The organism is Bradyrhizobium sp. IAR9, from assembly GCF_013408065.1.
Taxonomy (GTDB): Bacteria; Pseudomonadota; Alphaproteobacteria; order Rhizobiales; family Xanthobacteraceae; genus Bradyrhizobium.
The window spans coordinates 746,307-763,060 of the sequence record NZ_JACBZW010000001.1; the positions used below are offsets into that span (position 1 = coordinate 746,307).

16 protein-coding genes are annotated in these 16,754 nt (G+C 63.8%); 8 read left to right on the top strand and 8 right to left on the bottom strand.

Annotated elements, in window-relative coordinates; all coding sequences use genetic code 11:
- The first annotated feature begins 22 nt into the window (after window positions 1-22).
- Window positions 23-538 (top strand): MgtC/SapB family protein, encoded by a 516-nt coding sequence (locus GGD67_RS03640; RefSeq protein ID WP_018320963.1) that lies wholly within the window; start codon window positions 23-25, stop codon window positions 536-538.
- Window positions 539-755: 217 nt separating this feature from the next.
- Here GGD67_RS03640 and GGD67_RS03645 read toward each other — a convergent pair whose 3' ends face one another.
- The 4 genes from GGD67_RS03645 to GGD67_RS03660 form a co-directional block, all read right to left on the bottom strand.
- Window positions 756-1,901: a PepSY domain-containing protein gene (locus GGD67_RS03645; protein WP_179730948.1), complete on the bottom strand. Its 1,146-nt coding sequence runs from the start codon at window positions 1,899-1,901 to the stop codon at window positions 756-758.
- A gap of 5 nt (window positions 1,902-1,906) precedes the next feature.
- The gene (locus tag GGD67_RS03650) at window positions 1,907-3,871 is read right to left on the bottom strand and encodes a TonB-dependent siderophore receptor (RefSeq protein WP_179731425.1); all 1,965 of its coding nucleotides are present in this window, start codon (window positions 3,869-3,871) and stop codon (window positions 1,907-1,909) included.
- A gap of 557 nt (window positions 3,872-4,428) precedes the next feature.
- Complete coding sequence (locus GGD67_RS03655) at window positions 4,429-7,005, bottom strand: HAD-IC family P-type ATPase (protein WP_179731427.1); 2,577 nt, start codon at window positions 7,003-7,005, stop codon at window positions 4,429-4,431.
- A 361-nt stretch (window positions 7,006-7,366) separates the two neighbouring features.
- Window positions 7,367-7,510: a hypothetical protein gene (locus GGD67_RS03660; RefSeq protein WP_179730950.1), complete on the bottom strand. Its 144-nt coding sequence runs from the start codon at window positions 7,508-7,510 to the stop codon at window positions 7,367-7,369.
- Between the two features lie 267 nt (window positions 7,511-7,777).
- On the opposite strand from GGD67_RS03660, the gene GGD67_RS03665 reads away from it, so the two are divergent.
- A complete protein-coding gene (locus tag GGD67_RS03665; RefSeq protein WP_177236918.1) occupies window positions 7,778-7,933 on the top strand; it encodes a hypothetical protein in 156 nt (51 codons plus the stop codon).
- 24 nt (window positions 7,934-7,957) lie between these two features.
- Here the strand turns inward: GGD67_RS03665 and GGD67_RS03670 are convergent, their stop codons facing one another.
- Together GGD67_RS03670 and GGD67_RS03675 are read right to left on the bottom strand one after the other, a co-directional pair.
- Window positions 7,958-8,644 carry a hypothetical protein gene (locus GGD67_RS03670; protein ID WP_183232670.1) on the bottom strand — a complete coding sequence of 229 codons (687 nt, stop codon included), beginning with the start codon at window positions 8,642-8,644 and terminating at the stop codon, window positions 7,958-7,960.
- 23 nt (window positions 8,645-8,667) lie between these two features.
- Window positions 8,668-9,297: a ParB-like protein gene (locus GGD67_RS03675; RefSeq protein ID WP_179730953.1), complete on the bottom strand. Its 630-nt coding sequence runs from the start codon at window positions 9,295-9,297 to the stop codon at window positions 8,668-8,670.
- A 341-nt stretch (window positions 9,298-9,638) separates the two neighbouring features.
- On the opposite strand from GGD67_RS03675, the gene GGD67_RS03680 reads away from it, so the two are divergent.
- From GGD67_RS03680 to GGD67_RS03705, 6 genes are all read left to right on the top strand, one after another.
- Window positions 9,639-9,980, top strand: a complete 342-nt coding sequence (locus tag GGD67_RS03680; RefSeq protein WP_018320952.1) for a hypothetical protein — start codon at window positions 9,639-9,641, stop codon at window positions 9,978-9,980.
- A gap of 223 nt (window positions 9,981-10,203) precedes the next feature.
- On the top strand, window positions 10,204-10,491 hold the full coding sequence (locus GGD67_RS03685) for an acyl carrier protein (protein WP_007592476.1): 288 nt from the start codon (window positions 10,204-10,206) through the stop codon (window positions 10,489-10,491).
- Between the two features lie 10 nt (window positions 10,492-10,501).
- Window positions 10,502-10,972 (top strand): 3-hydroxyacyl-ACP dehydratase FabZ family protein, encoded by a 471-nt coding sequence (locus GGD67_RS03690; protein ID WP_092252447.1) that lies wholly within the window; start codon window positions 10,502-10,504, stop codon window positions 10,970-10,972.
- Entirely contained in the window at window positions 10,969-12,174 is a 1,206-nt protein-coding gene (locus tag GGD67_RS03695) for a beta-ketoacyl-ACP synthase (RefSeq protein WP_018320950.1), read from the top strand. The genes GGD67_RS03690 and GGD67_RS03695 overlap by 4 nt, the downstream gene beginning before the upstream one ends.
- A gap of 18 nt (window positions 12,175-12,192) precedes the next feature.
- Window positions 12,193-13,470, top strand: a complete 1,278-nt coding sequence (locus GGD67_RS03700) for a beta-ketoacyl-ACP synthase (protein WP_179730955.1) — start codon at window positions 12,193-12,195, stop codon at window positions 13,468-13,470.
- 8 nt (window positions 13,471-13,478) lie between these two features.
- On the top strand, window positions 13,479-14,411 hold the full coding sequence (locus GGD67_RS03705) for a lipid A biosynthesis lauroyl acyltransferase (protein WP_179730957.1): 933 nt from the start codon (window positions 13,479-13,481) through the stop codon (window positions 14,409-14,411).
- A 39-nt stretch (window positions 14,412-14,450) separates the two neighbouring features.
- Here the strand turns inward: GGD67_RS03705 and GGD67_RS03710 are convergent, their stop codons facing one another.
- Window positions 14,451-15,563, bottom strand: a complete 1,113-nt coding sequence (locus tag GGD67_RS03710) for a polyamine ABC transporter substrate-binding protein (RefSeq protein WP_179730959.1) — start codon at window positions 15,561-15,563, stop codon at window positions 14,451-14,453.
- Window positions 15,564-15,565: 2 nt separating this feature from the next.
- Window positions 15,566-16,747, bottom strand: coding sequence for an aminotransferase (locus GGD67_RS03715; protein ID WP_179731429.1), 1,182 nt, complete (start codon window positions 16,745-16,747; stop codon window positions 15,566-15,568).
- Window positions 16,748-16,754: the final 7 nt, after the last annotated feature.

Genomic DNA, 16,754 nt, shown 5'->3' on the forward strand with positions numbered 1-16,754 from the left:
CGCGTGCCGAAGAAGTGACTAGATGACCGAAATGGACTGGCCCGAAATCCTGCTGCGCCTCGGCACCGCGACGCTCGCCGGTAGCGCGATCGGCTTGAACCGCGACCTGCACGGCAAGCCGATCGGGCTGAAGACGCTCGGCATCGTCGGGCTCTCCACCGCGGCCGTCGTGCTGCTCGCGGTCCAGTTCGCCGAGCCCGGCAAGATCACCGATGCGACGAGCCGTGTGATCCAGGGCATCCTGACCGGCATCGGCTTCCTCGGAGCCGGCGTCATCGTCCACGAGAGCGACCGTTTTCGCGTGCGCGGCCTGACCAGCGCGGCCTGCACCTTCCTCGCCGCCTGTCTCGGCATTGCGTGCGGCGCCGGGCAATGGAAAATCGTCATGGTCGCGCTGGCGTTCACTTTCGTGCTGCTCACGATCGGCCGCCGCGTCGAACGCTGGCTGCATCGGATGCTTGGCGGCAAGGATGAGAGACATGACATCGGCCACGACATCGAAGCACGCGATTTGTCAGAGCCCGATCGGCATCCATAGACCTCAGCGCGGTTGATCCGCGCGACGCCAGCAGAAGATGGCCAGAACGACCGGCAGCGACAATGCCAGCCACGAAAGCGCGTCCCAGACACCGTCTCCGACGAGCGCAAGGCCGAGCCCTGCGCCGCAGATGACGCCGACAAGGACAGGCCAGCGGAAGACATCCCATGCGCTTCTGTGGACCCGAGGCTGGTTCCGGGAGGGAATGGCCATAGGACTAGACGCCGACTGCCGCGGTCCGGCCCGCGTCGAGCCGCTTGCGGCGGGCCGGTGACTTTCGCCGCGCCGCCCAGAGATAGATCCCGCTGACGAGAATGATGATCGTGATGATGTCCAGCAGCGCCCAGATGATCTTCAGCGGAAGCCCACCATAGTCGCCGAAATGCAGCGGGCGGGAGACCTGAAGCGTCTTCAGATACCAGGGCACCTCGGGGGCCACGATGGTCTTGCCGTCATTGGCGTCGACGAGCATCGGCTGGAGCATGCGCGCCGTGAAGGGCGTCGCGCCCTTGGTCCAGACGACCAGATGCTGCGGGCTGCCGAAGCGTGCCGATGTCGGCATCGTCACCGAGGTGACCAGACGATCCGGAAATCTTGCGCGGACGAGCTCGACGGCAGTCTGAACCGACGGGATCGGAGCCACGGGCTTGCCGAGATGAGGCGCCAGCAAGACCGGGATCAACTGCGCGCGCCACAGGTCGAACAGCGGCGTCGCCAGCGTGTTGATCATGCCGGTGAGACCCACAACCATCGCCCAGGTCACGGTGACGATGCCGAAGAGATTATGGGTATCGAGCCATTTGGCGCGCGGAGACGATCGCCGGCGGATCGTGCCGAAATCGAGCCGCCGCATGAACGGCCAATAGACGACCACACCGGACATGATCGACGCGGCGAACACGAGACCCATCGCGCCGAGAAACAATTCGCCCGGCAGGCCTGCGAACATGTCCTTGTGAATCCGCAACACGAAATCCATGACGCTCTGATGTGGAGCCTCCTCCCCGAGCATTTCGGCCGTCCGCGCATCGAACGTTAGACGATGGAAGTTACCCGGCGCCGGGACAGCGGTCGGAGACACCGCAACCGTCACCAGCGGCTCCGTCTGCTTGAGATTGAGAAGCAGGACGTAGTGCCTCGGAAAGCGCGCTTGAGCCGCAGCGATCATCCGGTCGAGCGAGAGACGCGGCGTTCCCTCCGGCATGGCGGGCGCCGCGATCTCATCCTCGAGCAGATCGTCGATCTCGTCGTGGAAGACCAGCGGAAGCCCGGTCACGCACAGCATCAGCAGGAACAGCATGCACACCAGCGACGTCCAGGTGTGAATGCGCGACCATAGCCGGATCGTGCGTGCCTGAACCATGATCTCTACCAGCGATAGCTGACGGTGCCCGTGATGGTGCGCGGGCTGGTATATTGGCAGCCGCCGTTCGCCGTGCAGGCAAGCGTGACGCGATCGGCGATGTTCTTCACGTTGAGCGCCAGGTTGACGCCCTTCGGCTGGCGATAATGCAGGCCGGCATCGAACACGACGTAGCCCTCGTTGACGATGGTGTTGGTGATATCGGCGAAGGTCGGCCCGTTGTAGCGGACGCCGCCGCCAAGACCCCAGCCGTCCCATGTGCCGCCCTGAACAGTGTAGTCGAGATAGGCCGACGCCATCTGGCGGGCGACCAGCGTCGGCACCTTGCCGAGGTCGGTGCCAGTGCTCTGCGTCACCTTCACATCCTGGTTGGTGTAGGTCGCCACCAGGTTCAGCCCGGGAATGATCTGCGCCAGCGTCTCGAACTCGAAGCCGCGCGATTTCACCTCGCCGAGCTGGACCGAGAAGCCGAGATGCGATGGATCGCTCGTGAGCGAGTTTTGACGCGTCAAGTCATACAGCGCCACCGTCATCAACAAGGTCCGCGACGGTTGGTACTTGACGCCGACCTCATGCTGCTGCGCCCTCGTCGGCTTGAACGGGCTGCCCGCAAAGTCCGTGCCCGGCGTCGGCAGAAACGATTCCGAATAGCTGTAGTAAGGCGCCACTCCGGAATCGAACACGTAGGAGACGGCTCCTCGCTTGGTGAAGGCCGTGTCCTTGGTGTCGGTGGTCTTGTTGGTCGCCAAGGCGTAGGTATTCTGTTCCGAGGCGTCGTAACGTCCGCCCAACGTGAAGATCCAGCTCTGGATCTTCATCTGGTCCTGCGCATAGACGCCGACTTGGTCGATCGTCTGGTTCGCTGAGGGGGCAGTGAGCGCAGTCGGAACCGCAATGGCCTGGTCATAGACGGGATTGATCTTGCTCAGCGGCGGTGCAGCTCCGAAATAGGTCCGGTCCGTCATGTTGAACGTCAGATAGTCGACGCCGGAGACCACCGTATGTAGGAGCGGCCCGGTGCTGAACTTGCTGATCAGGTGGTTGTCGGTCGACAGGGTGTCGATCTGCTCCTGGATACGCATCGAACGTCGCGGAAAAACCGAGGTCGTATCGAGCGGAGTTCCGATGAACGTCAGATACCGATAGTCGAGCTCGGTGTGACCATAACGAGCCTTGGATTCGAAGATCAGGTTGTTGCTGAAGCGGTGCTCGAGCTGGTAGCCGACGCGCTCCTGCTCCTGCTCGAATTTGTTGTAGCTGGGGTCGCCGAGAAACACCGGCAACGCCGTGATGCCGGTGACCTTCCCGCCCGTCACATGGACCATCGACAGCGGAAAGGCATTTCCAGTCACATCGTGCGTGTAGTCGGCGAGAATGGTCAGCGTCGTATCGTTGGTCGGCTTCCAGGTCACGGCCGGAGCGATATAGGTCCGGTTGTCCTTCACGAAATTCGAGAAGTTCGCGATCTGCGCATCGGAATCCCTGAACACGCCGGTCAGCCGGTAGAGCAATGTGCCATCCTTGGTCGCAGGACCGCCGAAATCGAAAGCGCCCTGGAAGCGGTCGTAATTGCCGAACTGGCCGACGATCTCGCCGAAGGCCCGTTCGGGCGGCCGCTTGCTGATGACGTCAACGAGGCCGCCCGGCGCGCCCTGCCCGTACATGACCGAGCTCGGTCCCTTGATAACGTCGATGCGTTCGAAGCCGTAGGGCTCGTTGCGGAACAGCGACAAGAAGTTGGGATCGCCGACCTCACGAAGCCCGTCGCGATAGGCACCGTAGCCATTGTTGTCGAAGCCGCGGATGAAGACGTTGTCGAAGCGCGGGTCTTTGCCGCCCGGCTGGATGGCGAGACCTGCGACATACTGCAATCCTTCGACAAGCGTCGTGGCCGAGCGCGCATCGAGCTGATCGCGGCTGACCACCGAAACGGATTGAGGTGTCTCAAGAATAGGTGTGTCGGACTTCATCGCAGCCGAGCTGACGACGGGCACAAACCCCTTCACCGGATCCGTACCGCGTTCCACCGCAGCGGAGGCCGGCTGAGAACCGGCCTCGGCAGCCTGTCCTGCCACGTGTGATCGCGCACGTCGGACACTCGCAGATCGCGAGCTGCGCGATGTCGTGACCTGACGCTTGTTCGCGCGGCCTTGCTCGACCACGACGGGCGGAAGATCCGATGCTCCACGCACGCCCTGGGCTTGCGCGTTGCCGCCAAAGGCGATGGCCGGAGGAAGCACGAGAAGACCGCACAACGTCGACACGCATCCGCGCTTCGTTGCGCGTGCGTGAAACACAAATTCCAGCATTCCCAGTCCCCGAATTTACGGGGACGACCATGCAAAGACTCCGAACGCACAATCAAAGTCTTTCGGACATTCACGTCGTAGAATCTATGTAGACTAGACCTGTTCTAATGAAACGACGTCAGCATCTCGCAGGCGTCTTCCGTTGGCTGCACGAATTCCCGACGCTGAACGAATTCCGCCGCGCGCCGCGATGAGCGATCGACCTGCCGCGTCACGATCTAGAATCGCAAGCGTCGTGCCCATATGGGTTTCAGCAGTTCGAGCACCGTGAGCACCAGCAATCCCGCGCCGAGCGTGACCATCAGATCGTCCAGGTGCAGAGGGCCGAAACGAAACAGACTGGACGCAGGCGGCCAGAACAGGGCCGCGGCGAGAACGAGCGCGATCGACAGGAATATCCAGAGCAAAGCCGGGTTCGGACGGAAGAAGGCTGACAAGAACGACGCGCTGAAGGACCGGTTGACCAGCACCAGCGCGACGACGCAGACGACCAGCGCGATGAAAGCCAGCGTGCGCGCCTCGTCGGGTGGAATACCGGAACGAAGCGCAACGACGAAGATCATGGCGATCAAGGCAAATGCCATGACGCCTTGAAGGATGCTCCAGCCGACCAACGCCCACGAGAACAATTCCGCATCGGCACGCCGCGGCGGGCGCGTCATCACATCGCGCTCCTCCCGCTCGGCTTCGAACACGAGCGAGCAGACCGGATCGATGATCAGCTCCAGAAACGCAATGTGAACGGGTCCGAGAATCAGAGGCAGCCCGAAAACCAGCGGAAGCAGGGCGAGCCCCGCGATCGGAACGTGGACGGCGAAAATGAAGGCCATCGCCTTGCGGAGATTGTCGTAGATCCGGCGCCCCAGCCGGATGGATGCGACGATGGAGCCGAAATCGTCGTCGAGCAGGACGATCGAGGATGCCTCGCGGGCGACATCGGTGCCGCGGCCGCCCATCGCGATCCCGATATGGGCCGCCTTCAGGGACGGCGCGTCGTTGACGCCGTCGCCGGTCATCGCGACGATCTCGCCGTTGCGCTTCATCGCCTGAACGATCCGCAGCTTCTGCTCCGGCAGGACCCGCGCGAACACGTTCACGTTCCTGACGAGGGCCTCCAGCCCGCTCTCGTCCGCGAGCCTGATCTGCTCGCCGGTCGTGACCTCATTGACGTCGAGCCCGGCTTGCCCGGCGATCGCCATGGCGGTCGCCGGATAGTCGCCCGTGATCATGACGACGCGGATGCCGGCCGAACGACATTCGGCCACCGCCTCGGGGACGTGCGGACGCAGCGGATCGGCCAACCCGACCAGACCGAGGAAGCGAAACGAAAAACCTTCCTGCGAGCTCGGCAGGATCTCAGCCTCGCAGGTCGCTGCGGCCACGCCGAGCACGCGAAGACCGTCCTTCGCCATCGCCGCGACCGCATCCCGCAGCGCGTCCTGGTCCGCACCGTCCAATTTACAGAGGCGCGCAATCGCTTCGGGAGCACCTTTGGCCGAGGCGAACAATCCCTGGGACGATTGCCAAACCTGGGTCATCGCCAGCAGCTCGGGACGCAGGCCGTAGGTGCGGATCAAGGTTCGAGCACCCGGGAATTCATCACCCTCCGGCAGGCTCGCCTGCGCGAACGCGTGCAGGGCCTTCTCCATTGGATCGAATGGTTGGGGCGAGCTCGCCAGAGCACTGCAACGCGCCAGCTCGAAAAACTCCGCTCCGACGGACGCCGGTTGCGAAGACACGAGGCGCACGCTCGTCCCGTCGCGTAGCCTCAGCTCCGCAACCGACATACGGTTCTGCGTCAGCGTGCCGGTCTTGTCGGTGCACAGCACTGTAGCGGAGCCGAGCACCTCGATCGCGGCCGCGCGCCGCGTCAGCACCCGCGCCTTCGAGATCCGCCAGGCGCCCATGGCCATGAACACCGTGAGGACGACGGCGAACTCCTCAGGCAGCATGGACATGCCGATCGCGATGCCTCCGAGCATCGCCTGCAGCCAATCCCCGCGCAGCGTTCCGTAAAGCAGGACGGCCGCCAGGCTGATCATCGCGCCGCCGAGAAAGCAAAGCCGGACGAGCCGTGCGGTCTGCTGCTGCAGCCGCGGCGGCTCCGGCTGCAAGCCATGCAGCGACAGTCCGATCTTCCCGATCTCGCTGCGAGGGCCGGTGGCCTTGACCTCGGCGAGGCCCTCGCCTCGCACGACCAGCGAGCCCGAATACACGAAAGGCAGGTCATCGCCGCCCGGGCGATGCTCAGCCAAGCCGTCCTTTTCAGTCAAGGAAGCTTTGGCGACCGGCGTCTTGAGGGCCTGCTTGCGAACCGGAAACGATTCTCCGGTCAGCAGGGACTCATCGACCGCCAGATCACGCGCGCTGACGAGCACCGCATCCGCCGGAATCCGATCGCCCTCGGCCAGGACGAGGAGATCGCCGCGGACGACGTCCCGGCCGGCGATGCGCCGGCGCTCCCCGTCCCTGACCACGAGCGCTCGCGGACTGGTCAACTCTCGCAACGCCTCCAGCACGCGCTCGGTGCGGGTTTCTTGCACGATCGTGATCACGACGGATATGGCGCCGAATGCCAGCAGAAGCAGCGCCTCGCGGAGGTCGCCGAGCAGCAGGTAGACCAGCCCGCCGCACATAAGGAGTGCGAGCATCGGCTCGCGCAGCACCTCGAGAACGATGCGCAGCGGCGTGCGCCGTTCGGGCCGAGGCAGTTCGTTGTAACCTTCCTGCTGCAGCCGCAGCCCGGCCTCGGTTTCGCTGAGCCCGGGCGAACCGCCGCTTTCTGTCTTTCTCACGTCTTCCGCCGCATGCTCCAGAGACTTCCAGCCCCCACGACGGCTGTCACCAGCAGGACGGCGACGAAGGTCTGGATGATGGTGAAGTTCAGGGCATCTCGCGCGACGAACAGCGCGGTGACCGCGCCGGCGACGATAAAGACGATGCGAAAGATGATGCTCACGGCCGTGCCTCCAGTCCTGCATGACTTGGAGCCCGGGCCCGCGACGTCGGGGCACAACGCTGCTTCTGCAACCATGCAGGCAGACTTTAGCCGGTCGGAGCGACGCAGATTTGCGGCAGGTCAAACCTCACTCGGCCATCGCCGCACCCGGCCGGTCGACGGGTGCGACCTGATGTCCGCGTCGAAGTGATCAGCCGCTAACGCTTCGCCATCAACTCGAGCGCCGGAGCAAAGCGCTCCGCGAACGTCAACGACTTCGCGTGATGAACTGCGGCAAACGATGCCGAAATGCCGACCGAAGCGACCGCGAGCAAAGCAATTACGAAAACCAGACGGCGCATGTTCGCCTCCTGTGTGAGCTCGACTACCGCATACAGATGGGACGGCTCTGTTTCAGGACGGTTTCATGGGCGCGGAAATTGATTTCACTCAAGCGCCTGTGATGGGATCCGGCTTATCTGGACGCATTCCCTAACCAACTAACAATGGTCGACGTATTTTGCAGAGGAGCGCGGCCGTGTTGGGAATTCTACATCCGCGGACACGATCCTGAGCACTGCGGCGACCAGCAGCATTCGCTGGAATGGGAGTCATCAAGGACTATTCAAATGAATATCGTGATCCAGAAGCTCAATGGCCTGTGGCACCTCATCGTCGGGTCGTACCAGATCCGAACGCCCTTCCTGGACACCCAGGACCGCGCGCTGGTGGTCACTTACGCCCGCCGCGCCTATCCCGGCGCCAGGATCTTTCAGCGCGACTGACGGGAGCGCAGGCGCCTATTCCGTTCAGAGGCACGGGGTATATCCGGTCGCCTGGAGCCCCACGATCTTTCCATCTGGATTGGCCGACCATTTCACTGAGACGCGCGTAGATCCGCAGACGAAATTGACCGGCCCGCGGTACTCGTAAGTCATCTCCCGTGAACCCGCAGGGCATGATCCGTAGCGGCGCATCGATCCCGGCCGTATCTCCGGCAACCTGCACAACGGGCGCGGCTGCGCGACGTCCGAAAAACCATCTTGTAGCAAGGATGCTCTCAACACTGCCTCGTCGGTCCCTTCCGGGAACTGCGCATTCAGGGTCGCCGTCATTGGACCATCACGGTCATTCAGAGGCGAGGCAAGCGGCTCCGCCAGGATTCTTGGAGGCGCACACTTGTAGCTGAGGAATAGATTCAGCGCATATCCGGTGATGGCGAAGAACAGCGAATAGAGCGCTATGGTCCGTATCCAGAGAGACGTCTCCGCTGAGACGGCCGGCAGGCGCAAGCTCAATCCGCCGCACGCCAATCCGAACGACGCAATGATGAGCAGGATCGCAACTGGCACCAAGTATGGATAGCTGGCCAGCCAGCACACCAGAACGACGGCCAGCAAGCTCCGGCCCAGCGCCCGTCCATCCCGACGGAGAAGGGCAATGAGCGGCGCGATTGCCGCCATCATCGTGAAGATGAAAACGCCCTGCTGAGGCATCACAGCACGCAATGCCCGCTGCCCTAATCATCGTCCTCCGGACCGCACCAGCCGGGCAGGTAAATCGCATCCTTGCTCCTGGCCGCCGACATCGCCTTCTCGATCGCCTTGTCGAAATCAGCCTCCACCGCCTTGCGCGAGACTTTTCGGCGCAGGAAATCGGCCCACAGGAACTCGGAGAACGGCGTGGTGTCCTTGGCGAAGCCGCCCAGGCGGCGCAATTCGCCGGCAAGGCTGCGGAACGGATCGTCCTTGAGATCGGCAACCGATTTCGGCAGGTCGCGGAACTGTCGCCGTTCGCCCTTGGCATCGTAAGGATAGACCCAACGCTTGTTGTCCATCACGCCCCAGAAAGCCTCGCGCTCGACCATGCGGAGATCGCCGACGATGGTGACCAGCACCTCCTTGACGCCTTCGTCGTGCAGTGCGCGGCCGAGATGATGATGGTCGATCACATAGTACCGCGCGTCGGGGCCGTAGACGACGGGGATCATGTGCTTGCCGAGAAGATCGGCCTGCTTCTTCTTGTCATGCTCGCGCCAGCGCTTGCGCTTCTCCTTGACCTCGCGCATGCCGACCGTCATCTGCGTCGGCCGCAGCGACAGGATCGGGACCGGGTGCACTCTCGGCTCACGCGCGTTGGTCGTGGTCATGATCGAAGGCCCCTCGCATGGATGCAACTGACGGATCAGGTTCCCCCGACTATGACATGGGCCTTGCGGCGGCAAAACGTGTTCGGAAGGACGCGGAGATCACAAGCCGATGTAGAGAGGGGAACGAAGGCGTGAAGTCCTTGGCCCTAGCTACCTCCGTTGTTGCAACGCAACCCTTGCATCCCTGCCGCCGACACGACGGCCGGTTCCGCGGTCGCTTCCCACCGTCCATGCACAAATAGTGCGAGCGTACAAATGCACGCGGGCATTGCGAAGATTTTCTGCAACACGTTCATCCCGTGTGCTATCTAAAATCGCTGCTTCGGAGTGATCCCCGCCCCATGACTACCCAGCGGCCCATAAGCTCTGACGACGAGCACCGGGTGCTCCAGTTCAGGCCGCGCACCTCGCCTTCCCCGACGGTCCACCGCGGTAGCGGCACCGTGCAGCCGTTGCGAGTCGCCCCCGAACCACTCGACCTGTCGCGCTACGAGAAGCCCCGCGCCGAGCCGGACGATTTCCGCCATCGCATGCTCGCCAACATCGCGGCGCTGGCCTTCACCATCGCGCTGACCGCAATCGGAATTTGGCTCGCGGTCAGCATCGCCGACCTGCGCCGGACCCAGGATTGCGTGCTGATGGGCCGTCGCGACTGCGTCAAGATCACGACGCCACATATCTAGGCCCGCCTCGCCCCGGCCCCGGCGGGCAAGGGACTCCCGCGGGGCATCCCCAGCCCTCTCTCGCCGCCTGCCCGGCTCCATTGAACTCAGGGCGGCGCTCCGATATACGGGCTTTCGACCCGGCCAGAGGGGGGTTTGAGGGCGTCATCAGGGGCGCGATGCCCACCCACCGTGCCACTCTGGATAATCTGACAAATATCCGCAATATATCAAAGGCTTAGTGATGTCTTCCACATTCGATCAGGTCGCCACGATCATCGCTGAAACCTGCGACATCCCGCGCGACACGATCACGCCGGATAGTCATGCCATTGACGATCTCGGCATCGACAGCCTCGATTTCCTCGATATCGCGTTTGCGATCGACAAGCAGTTCGGCATCAAGCTCCCGCTGGAAAAGTGGACCCAGGAGGTCAACGACGGCAAGGCGACCACCGAGCAGTATTTCGTGCTGAAGAATCTGTGCGCCCGCATCGACGAACTGGTTGCGGCCAAGGGCGCGAGCGCCTAAGCGCGCGGTCATGCAACTCGAATACTTCCACATGATCGATCGCATCGTCGACCTCAAGGTCGACGAGAAGACGATCGTCGTCGAAGCGCAGGTCCCGCAGGAGAGCACCATCTTCGAGGGGCACTTCCCGGGTTACCCCTTGATGCCCGGCGTGCTCCTGATCGAATCGATGGCGCAGGCCTCGGGCTGGCTTCAACTCGGCGTGTTCAAGTTCGAGCGCATGCCGATCCTTGCCGCCGTGAAGGAGGCCAAGGTCCGCGGCTCGGTCTTCCCAGGCGATCTCATGAGCATCGAGGCGAGCCTCGTCCATGAAGGCTCCGGCTATGCCATGACCGAAGCCAAGATCAGGGTCGGCGGCAAGCTGCGCGCGAACTCGGCGCTGACCTTCACGCTGATCCCCTTCCCCAATGCGGATATGCGCGGCTACATGGCGAAAGTCGCCGAGCGCGTCGGCTTTCCGCAACAGGCCGTATCGCCATGACTGACACTGCTTCGAAGCCCGGCCAGACCGAAGTCTGGATCACCGGCATTGGACTCGCGACCTCGCTCGGCGAGGGCCTGGACGCCAACTGGGCCGCGCTTGCCGAGAAGCGCATCAATGTCGACGAGAAGGGCTTTGCGCCCTACGTCGTGCATCCCTTGACGCCTGTTAGCTTCGACAGCCAGATCCCGAAGAAGGGCGACCAGCGCCAGATGGAAGCCTGGCAGCGCATCGGCACCTACGCCGCCGGCCTTGCGCTCGATTCCGCCGGGATCAAGGGCAACAAGGACATCCTGTCGAAGATCGACATGGTGGTGGCCGCCGGCGGTGGCGAGCGCGATCTCAACGTCGACACCGGCGTCTTGACGGCCGAGGCCAAGGGGGCGAACGCGCCCGGCTTCCTCAACGAGCGCCTGATGAGCGATCTCAGGCCGACGCTGTTCCTGGCGCAGCTCTCCAACCTGCTCGCAGGCAACATCGCCATCGTGCACGGACTTGGCGGCACCTCGCGCACTTTCATGGGCGAAGAGGTCGCCGGCGCCGATGCCGCCCGCATCGCGCTGGCACGCATCGCCTCGGGCGAGAGCGACATCGCGCTGGTCGGCGGCTCGCACAATGGCGAGCGCAAGGATTTGCTCGTCCTCTACGAATTCGGCGATTTCAACCTCAAGGACAAGTTCGCTCCGGTCTGGGCGCGCAAGGACCACGCCGGCTTCGCGCTGGGGTCTGCCGGCGCCTTCCTGGTGCTGGAGTCGAAAGCGCATGCGCAAGCGCGCGGCGCAAAGCCGTTCGCAAGACTGTCGAGCGTGGTCGCCGACCTCGCCCGGCGCAAGCAGCCCGGCGACATGGCCGCGACGCTGGAGCAGCTGTGGGCCAAGCTGCCCAGGCGCGAAGGCAAGGGCGCGATCATCTCAGGCGCGACCGGTGCAGAGCCCGCGACAAGCGAAGAGCGCGACTTCCTGAAAGGCCATGCCGACTTTCCTGTGCGTTCGACCGGCACGATGTTCGGCCACACCATGGAGACGCAATTCCCGCTCGGCATCGCGCTCGCCGCGCTGTCGATCTCGCGCGGTGCGCTGTTCCCGCCGAACGATTCCACCGGCACCGAGATTGAAATGCAGGGAGCGCCCACCCAGATTGTGGTGGTGGGAGCCGGACACTGGCGCGGCGAAGGCATGGCGCTGGTCGAGGCAGTTAGCTAGCTCACCCGGGGGATCGACATGACTGCACCACGCGATAAACTCGGGCGCCCCGTCATCGTCGTCACCGGCATGGGCATCATGACCTCGCTCGGTGCCGGCAAGGCCGACAATTGGGCCAAGCTCGTTGCCGGCGAATCCGGCATCCGCACCATCACGCGCTTTCCGGTCGACGGACTGAAGACCACGATGGCCGGCACCGTCGATTTCGTCAGCGTCGATCCGTTCTCCTCCACCGGCCTGTCCGAGCGGATGGCTGAGCTCGTGACGGAGGAAGCGCTCGAGCAGGCCGGCATCGGCGCCAAGGCCGATTTTCCGGGACCCCTCTTCCTCGCGGTTGCGCCGGTCGAGGTCGAATGGCCGCAGCGCCGCGAGCTCGGCCGCGCCGTCGGTGCGCTCGACTTCAACTATGACGATCTCTTGCGCATCTCCGGTGGCGGCAAGTACAGCGCCTATCATCACCGCTTCATGTTCGGCTCGGTAGCCGCACATCTCGCCGAGACCTTCGGCACCAAGGGCTCGCCGATCTCGCTGTCGACGGCCTGCGCGTCCGGAGCCACCTCGATCCAGCTCGGCGTCGAGGCGATCCGCCGCGGCGAGACCGACGCTGCGCTGTGCGTTGCGACCGACGGCACCGTGAATCCGGAAGCCCTGGTACGCTTCTCGCTGCTTTCGGCGCTGTCGACCCAGAACGATCCGCCGCAAGCCGCCTCCCGCCCCTTCTCCAAGAACCGCGACGGCTTCGTCATGGCCGAAGGCGCCGGCGCGCTCGTGCTGGAAAGCTTTGAGGCCGCCACCGCGCGCGGCGCAAAGATTCTCGGCGTCATCGCCGGCTGCGGCGAGCTCACCGATTCCTTCCATCGCACCCGCTCTTCGCCCGACGGCAAGCCGATCATCGGCTGCATGAACAAGACGCTGGCCGATGCCGGCATGACGCCGGACCAGATCGACCACATCAACGCGCACGGCACCGCGACGCCCGAGAACGACAAGATGGAGTTCAACACGACATCGGCCGTGTTCGGCGAGCTCGCGCAGAAGATTCCGGTGACGTCCAACAAGTCGATGGTCGGCCACACCATCTCGGCGGCCGGCGCGGTGGAGGCGATCTTCTCGCTGCTGACGCTCGAGCATCAGCGCATCCCGCCGACGATCAATTACGAGACGCCGGATCCCACGATCCTGTTCAACGTCGTCGGCAACAAGGCGCGCGACGCCCGCGTCACCGCGGTGATGTCGAACTCGTTCGGCTTCGGCGGCCAGAACGCCTCGCTGATCCTGACCCGCGAACCGGCCTGACCGGACGCATGGCGCTGCTTCCTGCGAGGACGAAGGCCCGCGCGCGGGAGGCTGCAAAATCGATCGGCGGCAGCCTGATCGGCGCCGCCACCGTGGGCATGCTGCGCACCACGCGCTATTTCGATCCGGCCAAGACCTCGGACTTTTTCGCGCGCGTCGTGAAGATGATCGGACCGCGCCTGCGCGAGCACCGCATCGGCCGCGCCAACCTCACCGCGGCGTTTCCCGAGAAGTCGCCCGAGGAGATCGAAGCCATCCTGATGGGCGTCTGGGACAATCTCGGCCGCGTCGGCGCCGAATTCGCCCATATCGACCATGTCTGGGATTACGATCGCGACCACCCGGAAAAAAGCCGGATCGAATTGTCGCCGCGCAGCATCGAGCTGTTCGACCAGATTCGCGACGACGGCAAGCCGGCGCTGATCTTTGCCGCGCATCTCGCCAATTGGGAGCTGCCGGCGCTCGCTGCCGTCGCGCATGAGCTGGATACCGCGATCCTCTATCGCCGGCCGAACATCGCCTCCGCCGACCGCATCATCCAGGAGATGCGCCAGGTCAACATGGGCACGCTGATCCCGGCGGGCCGCGACGCGCCGCTGCGGCTCGCGCAGGCGCTCAAGGACGGCAAGCATGTCGCCATGCTGATCGACCAGTATCTGACCGCCGGCGTCGAGGTCACCTTCTTCGGCCGCAAGACCCGCGCCAACCCGATGCTGGCCCGCCTCTTGCGCCAGGTCGAATGCCCGATCCACGGCGTCCGCATCATCCGCCTGCCCGATGGCCGCTTTCGAGGCGAGCTCACCGAAGAGGTCAAGCCGGTGCGCGACGCCGACGGCAAGATCGACATCCAGGGCACGACCCAGGCAATCACCAGCGTCGTGGAGAGCTGGGTGCGCGAGCATCCCGAGCAGTGGCTCTGGCTGCATCGCAGGTGGCGGTAGTTACGCCGTCATTGCGAAGAGCGGAGCGACGAATGCCCCTCACCGCCCCGTCTTCACCTTGGTCCAGAGCCGGTTGATGATCCGCTGGGTCGCCGGCTCGCGCGCCGTGATGACGAACAGTTTTGCGAGCGTCGCCTCGTCCGGATAGATGTTCTTGTCGTTCAAAATCTTCGGATCGACCAGCTTCTGGCTGGCGAGGTTGCCGTTGGCATAGGACAAGAAGTCCGAGTTCTTGGCGGCGACATCGGGCCGATAGAGATAGTTGATCAGCTCGTAGGCTTCGTTGACGTTATTGGCATCCGCGGGGATCGCGAGATTGTCGAAGAACATCTGCGCGCCCTCCTTCGGAATGGCGTAGCCGATCTCGATGCCACTCTTCGCCTCAGCGGCACGCGCGCGGGCCTGCATGATGTCGCCGGACCAGCCGACCACGAAGCAGATCTCGCCGGTCGCGAGCGCGGTTAAGTATTCGGAGGAGTGGAATTTGCGCACGGAGGGGCGGACTTTTGCGACGACATCGGCGGCCTTCTCGAGATCGGCCTGCTTGGTCGAGTTCGGATCGAGCCCGAGATAATTCAGCGCCGCCGGAAAGATGTCGTCGGCGGAATCGAGCATGTGCACGCCGCAGTCTTTGAACCTCGCGAGGTTCTCCGGCTTGAAGACGATGTCCCAGCTGTCGATCTTGGCATCCGGCCCCAGGATCTGCTTCACCTTGGCGACGTTGTAGCCGATGCCCGTCGTGCCCCACATGTAGTTGGCGGCGTAGTTGTTGCCGGGATCGTAGGTCGCAAGGTTCTTGGTCACCATCGGCCAGGCATTTTCCAGGTTCGGCAGCTTCGCCTTGTCGAGCTTCTGGAAGATGTTGGCCTTGATCTGGCGCTGCAGGAAATAGGCCGTGGGCACGACGACGTCGTAGCCGGACTTGCCGGCCATCAGGCGCGTCTCCAGCGTCTCGTTGGCATCGAAGGTGTCGTAGACCACCTTGATGCCGGTCTCCTTGGTGAAGGCCTCGAGGACATCCGGCGCCATATAGTTGGACCAGTTGTAGAAATTGACGACCCGCTCCTCGGCCCTAACGGGAGCGGAAAGCAACGTCAGCGCGGCGGCGATTGCAAAAGCACGGCAAAGCCCGGAGCGGCCGACATTGGTCATCTCTACCTCTTGCGTCCACGCACCGCGTCCGACAGCCGCTCCAGCGCGGTGTCGAGCGTCTCGTCCTTCTTGGCAAAGCAGAAGCGCACCACTGAGGTCACGGGGTCCTGCTCGTAGAAGGCCGACACCGGGATCGCCGCCACCTTGTAGTCCTTGACGATCCGCCAGCAGAATTCGGTGTCGCTCTCATTGAGCCCGAGCGGCGACAGGTCGACGGTGAGGAAGTAGGTGCCTTGCGACTTCAGCACGGGGAAGCCGAGGCTCTCCAGCCCCTTGGTCAGGCGGTCCCTGCTCCGCGTCAAGTCCTTCCGCATCGACAGGAAATATTCGTCCGGCTTGCCGAGGCCGTAGGCGACGGCGGCCTGCAGGTTCGGCGCCGTGGTGAAGGTCAGGAACTGATGCACCTTGGCGGCGACGCGCAGCAGCGGCGGCGCGGCGCAGACGAAGCCGATCTTCCAGCCCGTCAGCGAGAAGATCTTGCCGGCCGAGCCGACCTTGATGGTGCGCTCGCGCATGCCGGGAATGGTGATCAGCGGGATGTGCTTGTGCTCGTCGAAGGTGACGTGCTCCCAGACCTCGTCGCAGATCGCGATGACGTCGAACTCCTGACAGTAGCGCGCAAGCAGCTCGAGGTCCTCGCGCGGATAGACCACCGCCGACGGATTCAAGGGGTTGTTGAAGAGCACCGCCTTGGTCTTTGAATTAAAGACGCTTTTCAGCATGTCCTCATTCAGCCGCCAGTGCGGCGGCTCCAGACGAACCAGGCGCGGAATGCCGCCGGCCTGGCGGATGATCGGCAGATAGGAATCGTAGACCGGCTGGAAGCAGACCACCTCGTCGCCGGGCTGGACCACCGCGAGGATGGCCGAGGTCAGCGCCTCGGTGCCGCCGGAGGTGACCATCACCTCGCTCATCGGATCGAGCTTGAGCCCGTGCCAATGACCGTAATGGGTCGCGATCGCCTGGCGCAGTTCCGGCAGGCCCATCATCGAGGGATACTGGTTGTAGCCGTTCAGCGAGGCCTCGGCCGCGGCGCGGCGGATGTCCTCGGGGCCCGGATCATCGGGAAAGCCCTGGCCGAGATTGATGGCAGCATTGTCGCGCGCGGCCTGCGACATCGCCTCAAAGATGGTGACGGGAAGGTCGGCGAAGACCTTGTTCAGCGAAGAGCTCTTGGACGTCATCGCGAGG

Excerpts from the sequence above, each read along its gene's own strand:
- GGD67_RS03650 (WP_179731425.1), bottom strand. The coding sequence starts at position 3,871 with ATGAAGTCCGACACACCTATTCTTGAGACACCTCAATCCGTTTCGGTG.
- GGD67_RS03660 (WP_179730950.1), bottom strand. The coding sequence starts at position 7,510 with ATGCGCCGTCTGGTTTTCGTAATTGCTTTGCTCGCGGTCGCTTCGGTC.
- GGD67_RS03690 (WP_092252447.1), top strand. The coding sequence starts at position 10,502 with ATGCAACTCGAATACTTCCACATGATCGATCGCATCGTCGACCTCAAG.
- GGD67_RS03715 (WP_179731429.1), bottom strand. The coding sequence starts at position 16,747 with ATGACGTCCAAGAGCTCTTCGCTGAACAAGGTCTTCGCCGACCTTCCC.
- GGD67_RS03685 (WP_007592476.1), top strand. The coding sequence starts at position 10,204 with ATGTCTTCCACATTCGATCAGGTCGCCACGATCATCGCTGAAACCTGC.
- GGD67_RS03645 (WP_179730948.1), bottom strand. The coding sequence starts at position 1,901 with ATGGTTCAGGCACGCACGATCCGGCTATGGTCGCGCATTCACACCTGG.
- GGD67_RS03640 (WP_018320963.1), top strand. The coding sequence starts at position 23 with ATGACCGAAATGGACTGGCCCGAAATCCTGCTGCGCCTCGGCACCGCG.
- GGD67_RS03665 (WP_177236918.1), top strand. The coding sequence starts at position 7,778 with ATGAATATCGTGATCCAGAAGCTCAATGGCCTGTGGCACCTCATCGTC.
- GGD67_RS03680 (WP_018320952.1), top strand. The coding sequence starts at position 9,639 with ATGACTACCCAGCGGCCCATAAGCTCTGACGACGAGCACCGGGTGCTC.
- GGD67_RS03700 (WP_179730955.1), top strand. The coding sequence starts at position 12,193 with ATGACTGCACCACGCGATAAACTCGGGCGCCCCGTCATCGTCGTCACC.
- GGD67_RS03695 (WP_018320950.1), top strand. The coding sequence starts at position 10,969 with ATGACTGACACTGCTTCGAAGCCCGGCCAGACCGAAGTCTGGATCACC.
- GGD67_RS03710 (WP_179730959.1), bottom strand. The coding sequence starts at position 15,563 with ATGACCAATGTCGGCCGCTCCGGGCTTTGCCGTGCTTTTGCAATCGCC.
- GGD67_RS03705 (WP_179730957.1), top strand. The coding sequence starts at position 13,479 with ATGGCGCTGCTTCCTGCGAGGACGAAGGCCCGCGCGCGGGAGGCTGCA.
- GGD67_RS03675 (WP_179730953.1), bottom strand. The coding sequence starts at position 9,297 with ATGACCACGACCAACGCGCGTGAGCCGAGAGTGCACCCGGTCCCGATC.
- GGD67_RS03670 (WP_183232670.1), bottom strand. The coding sequence starts at position 8,644 with ATGCCTCAGCAGGGCGTTTTCATCTTCACGATGATGGCGGCAATCGCG.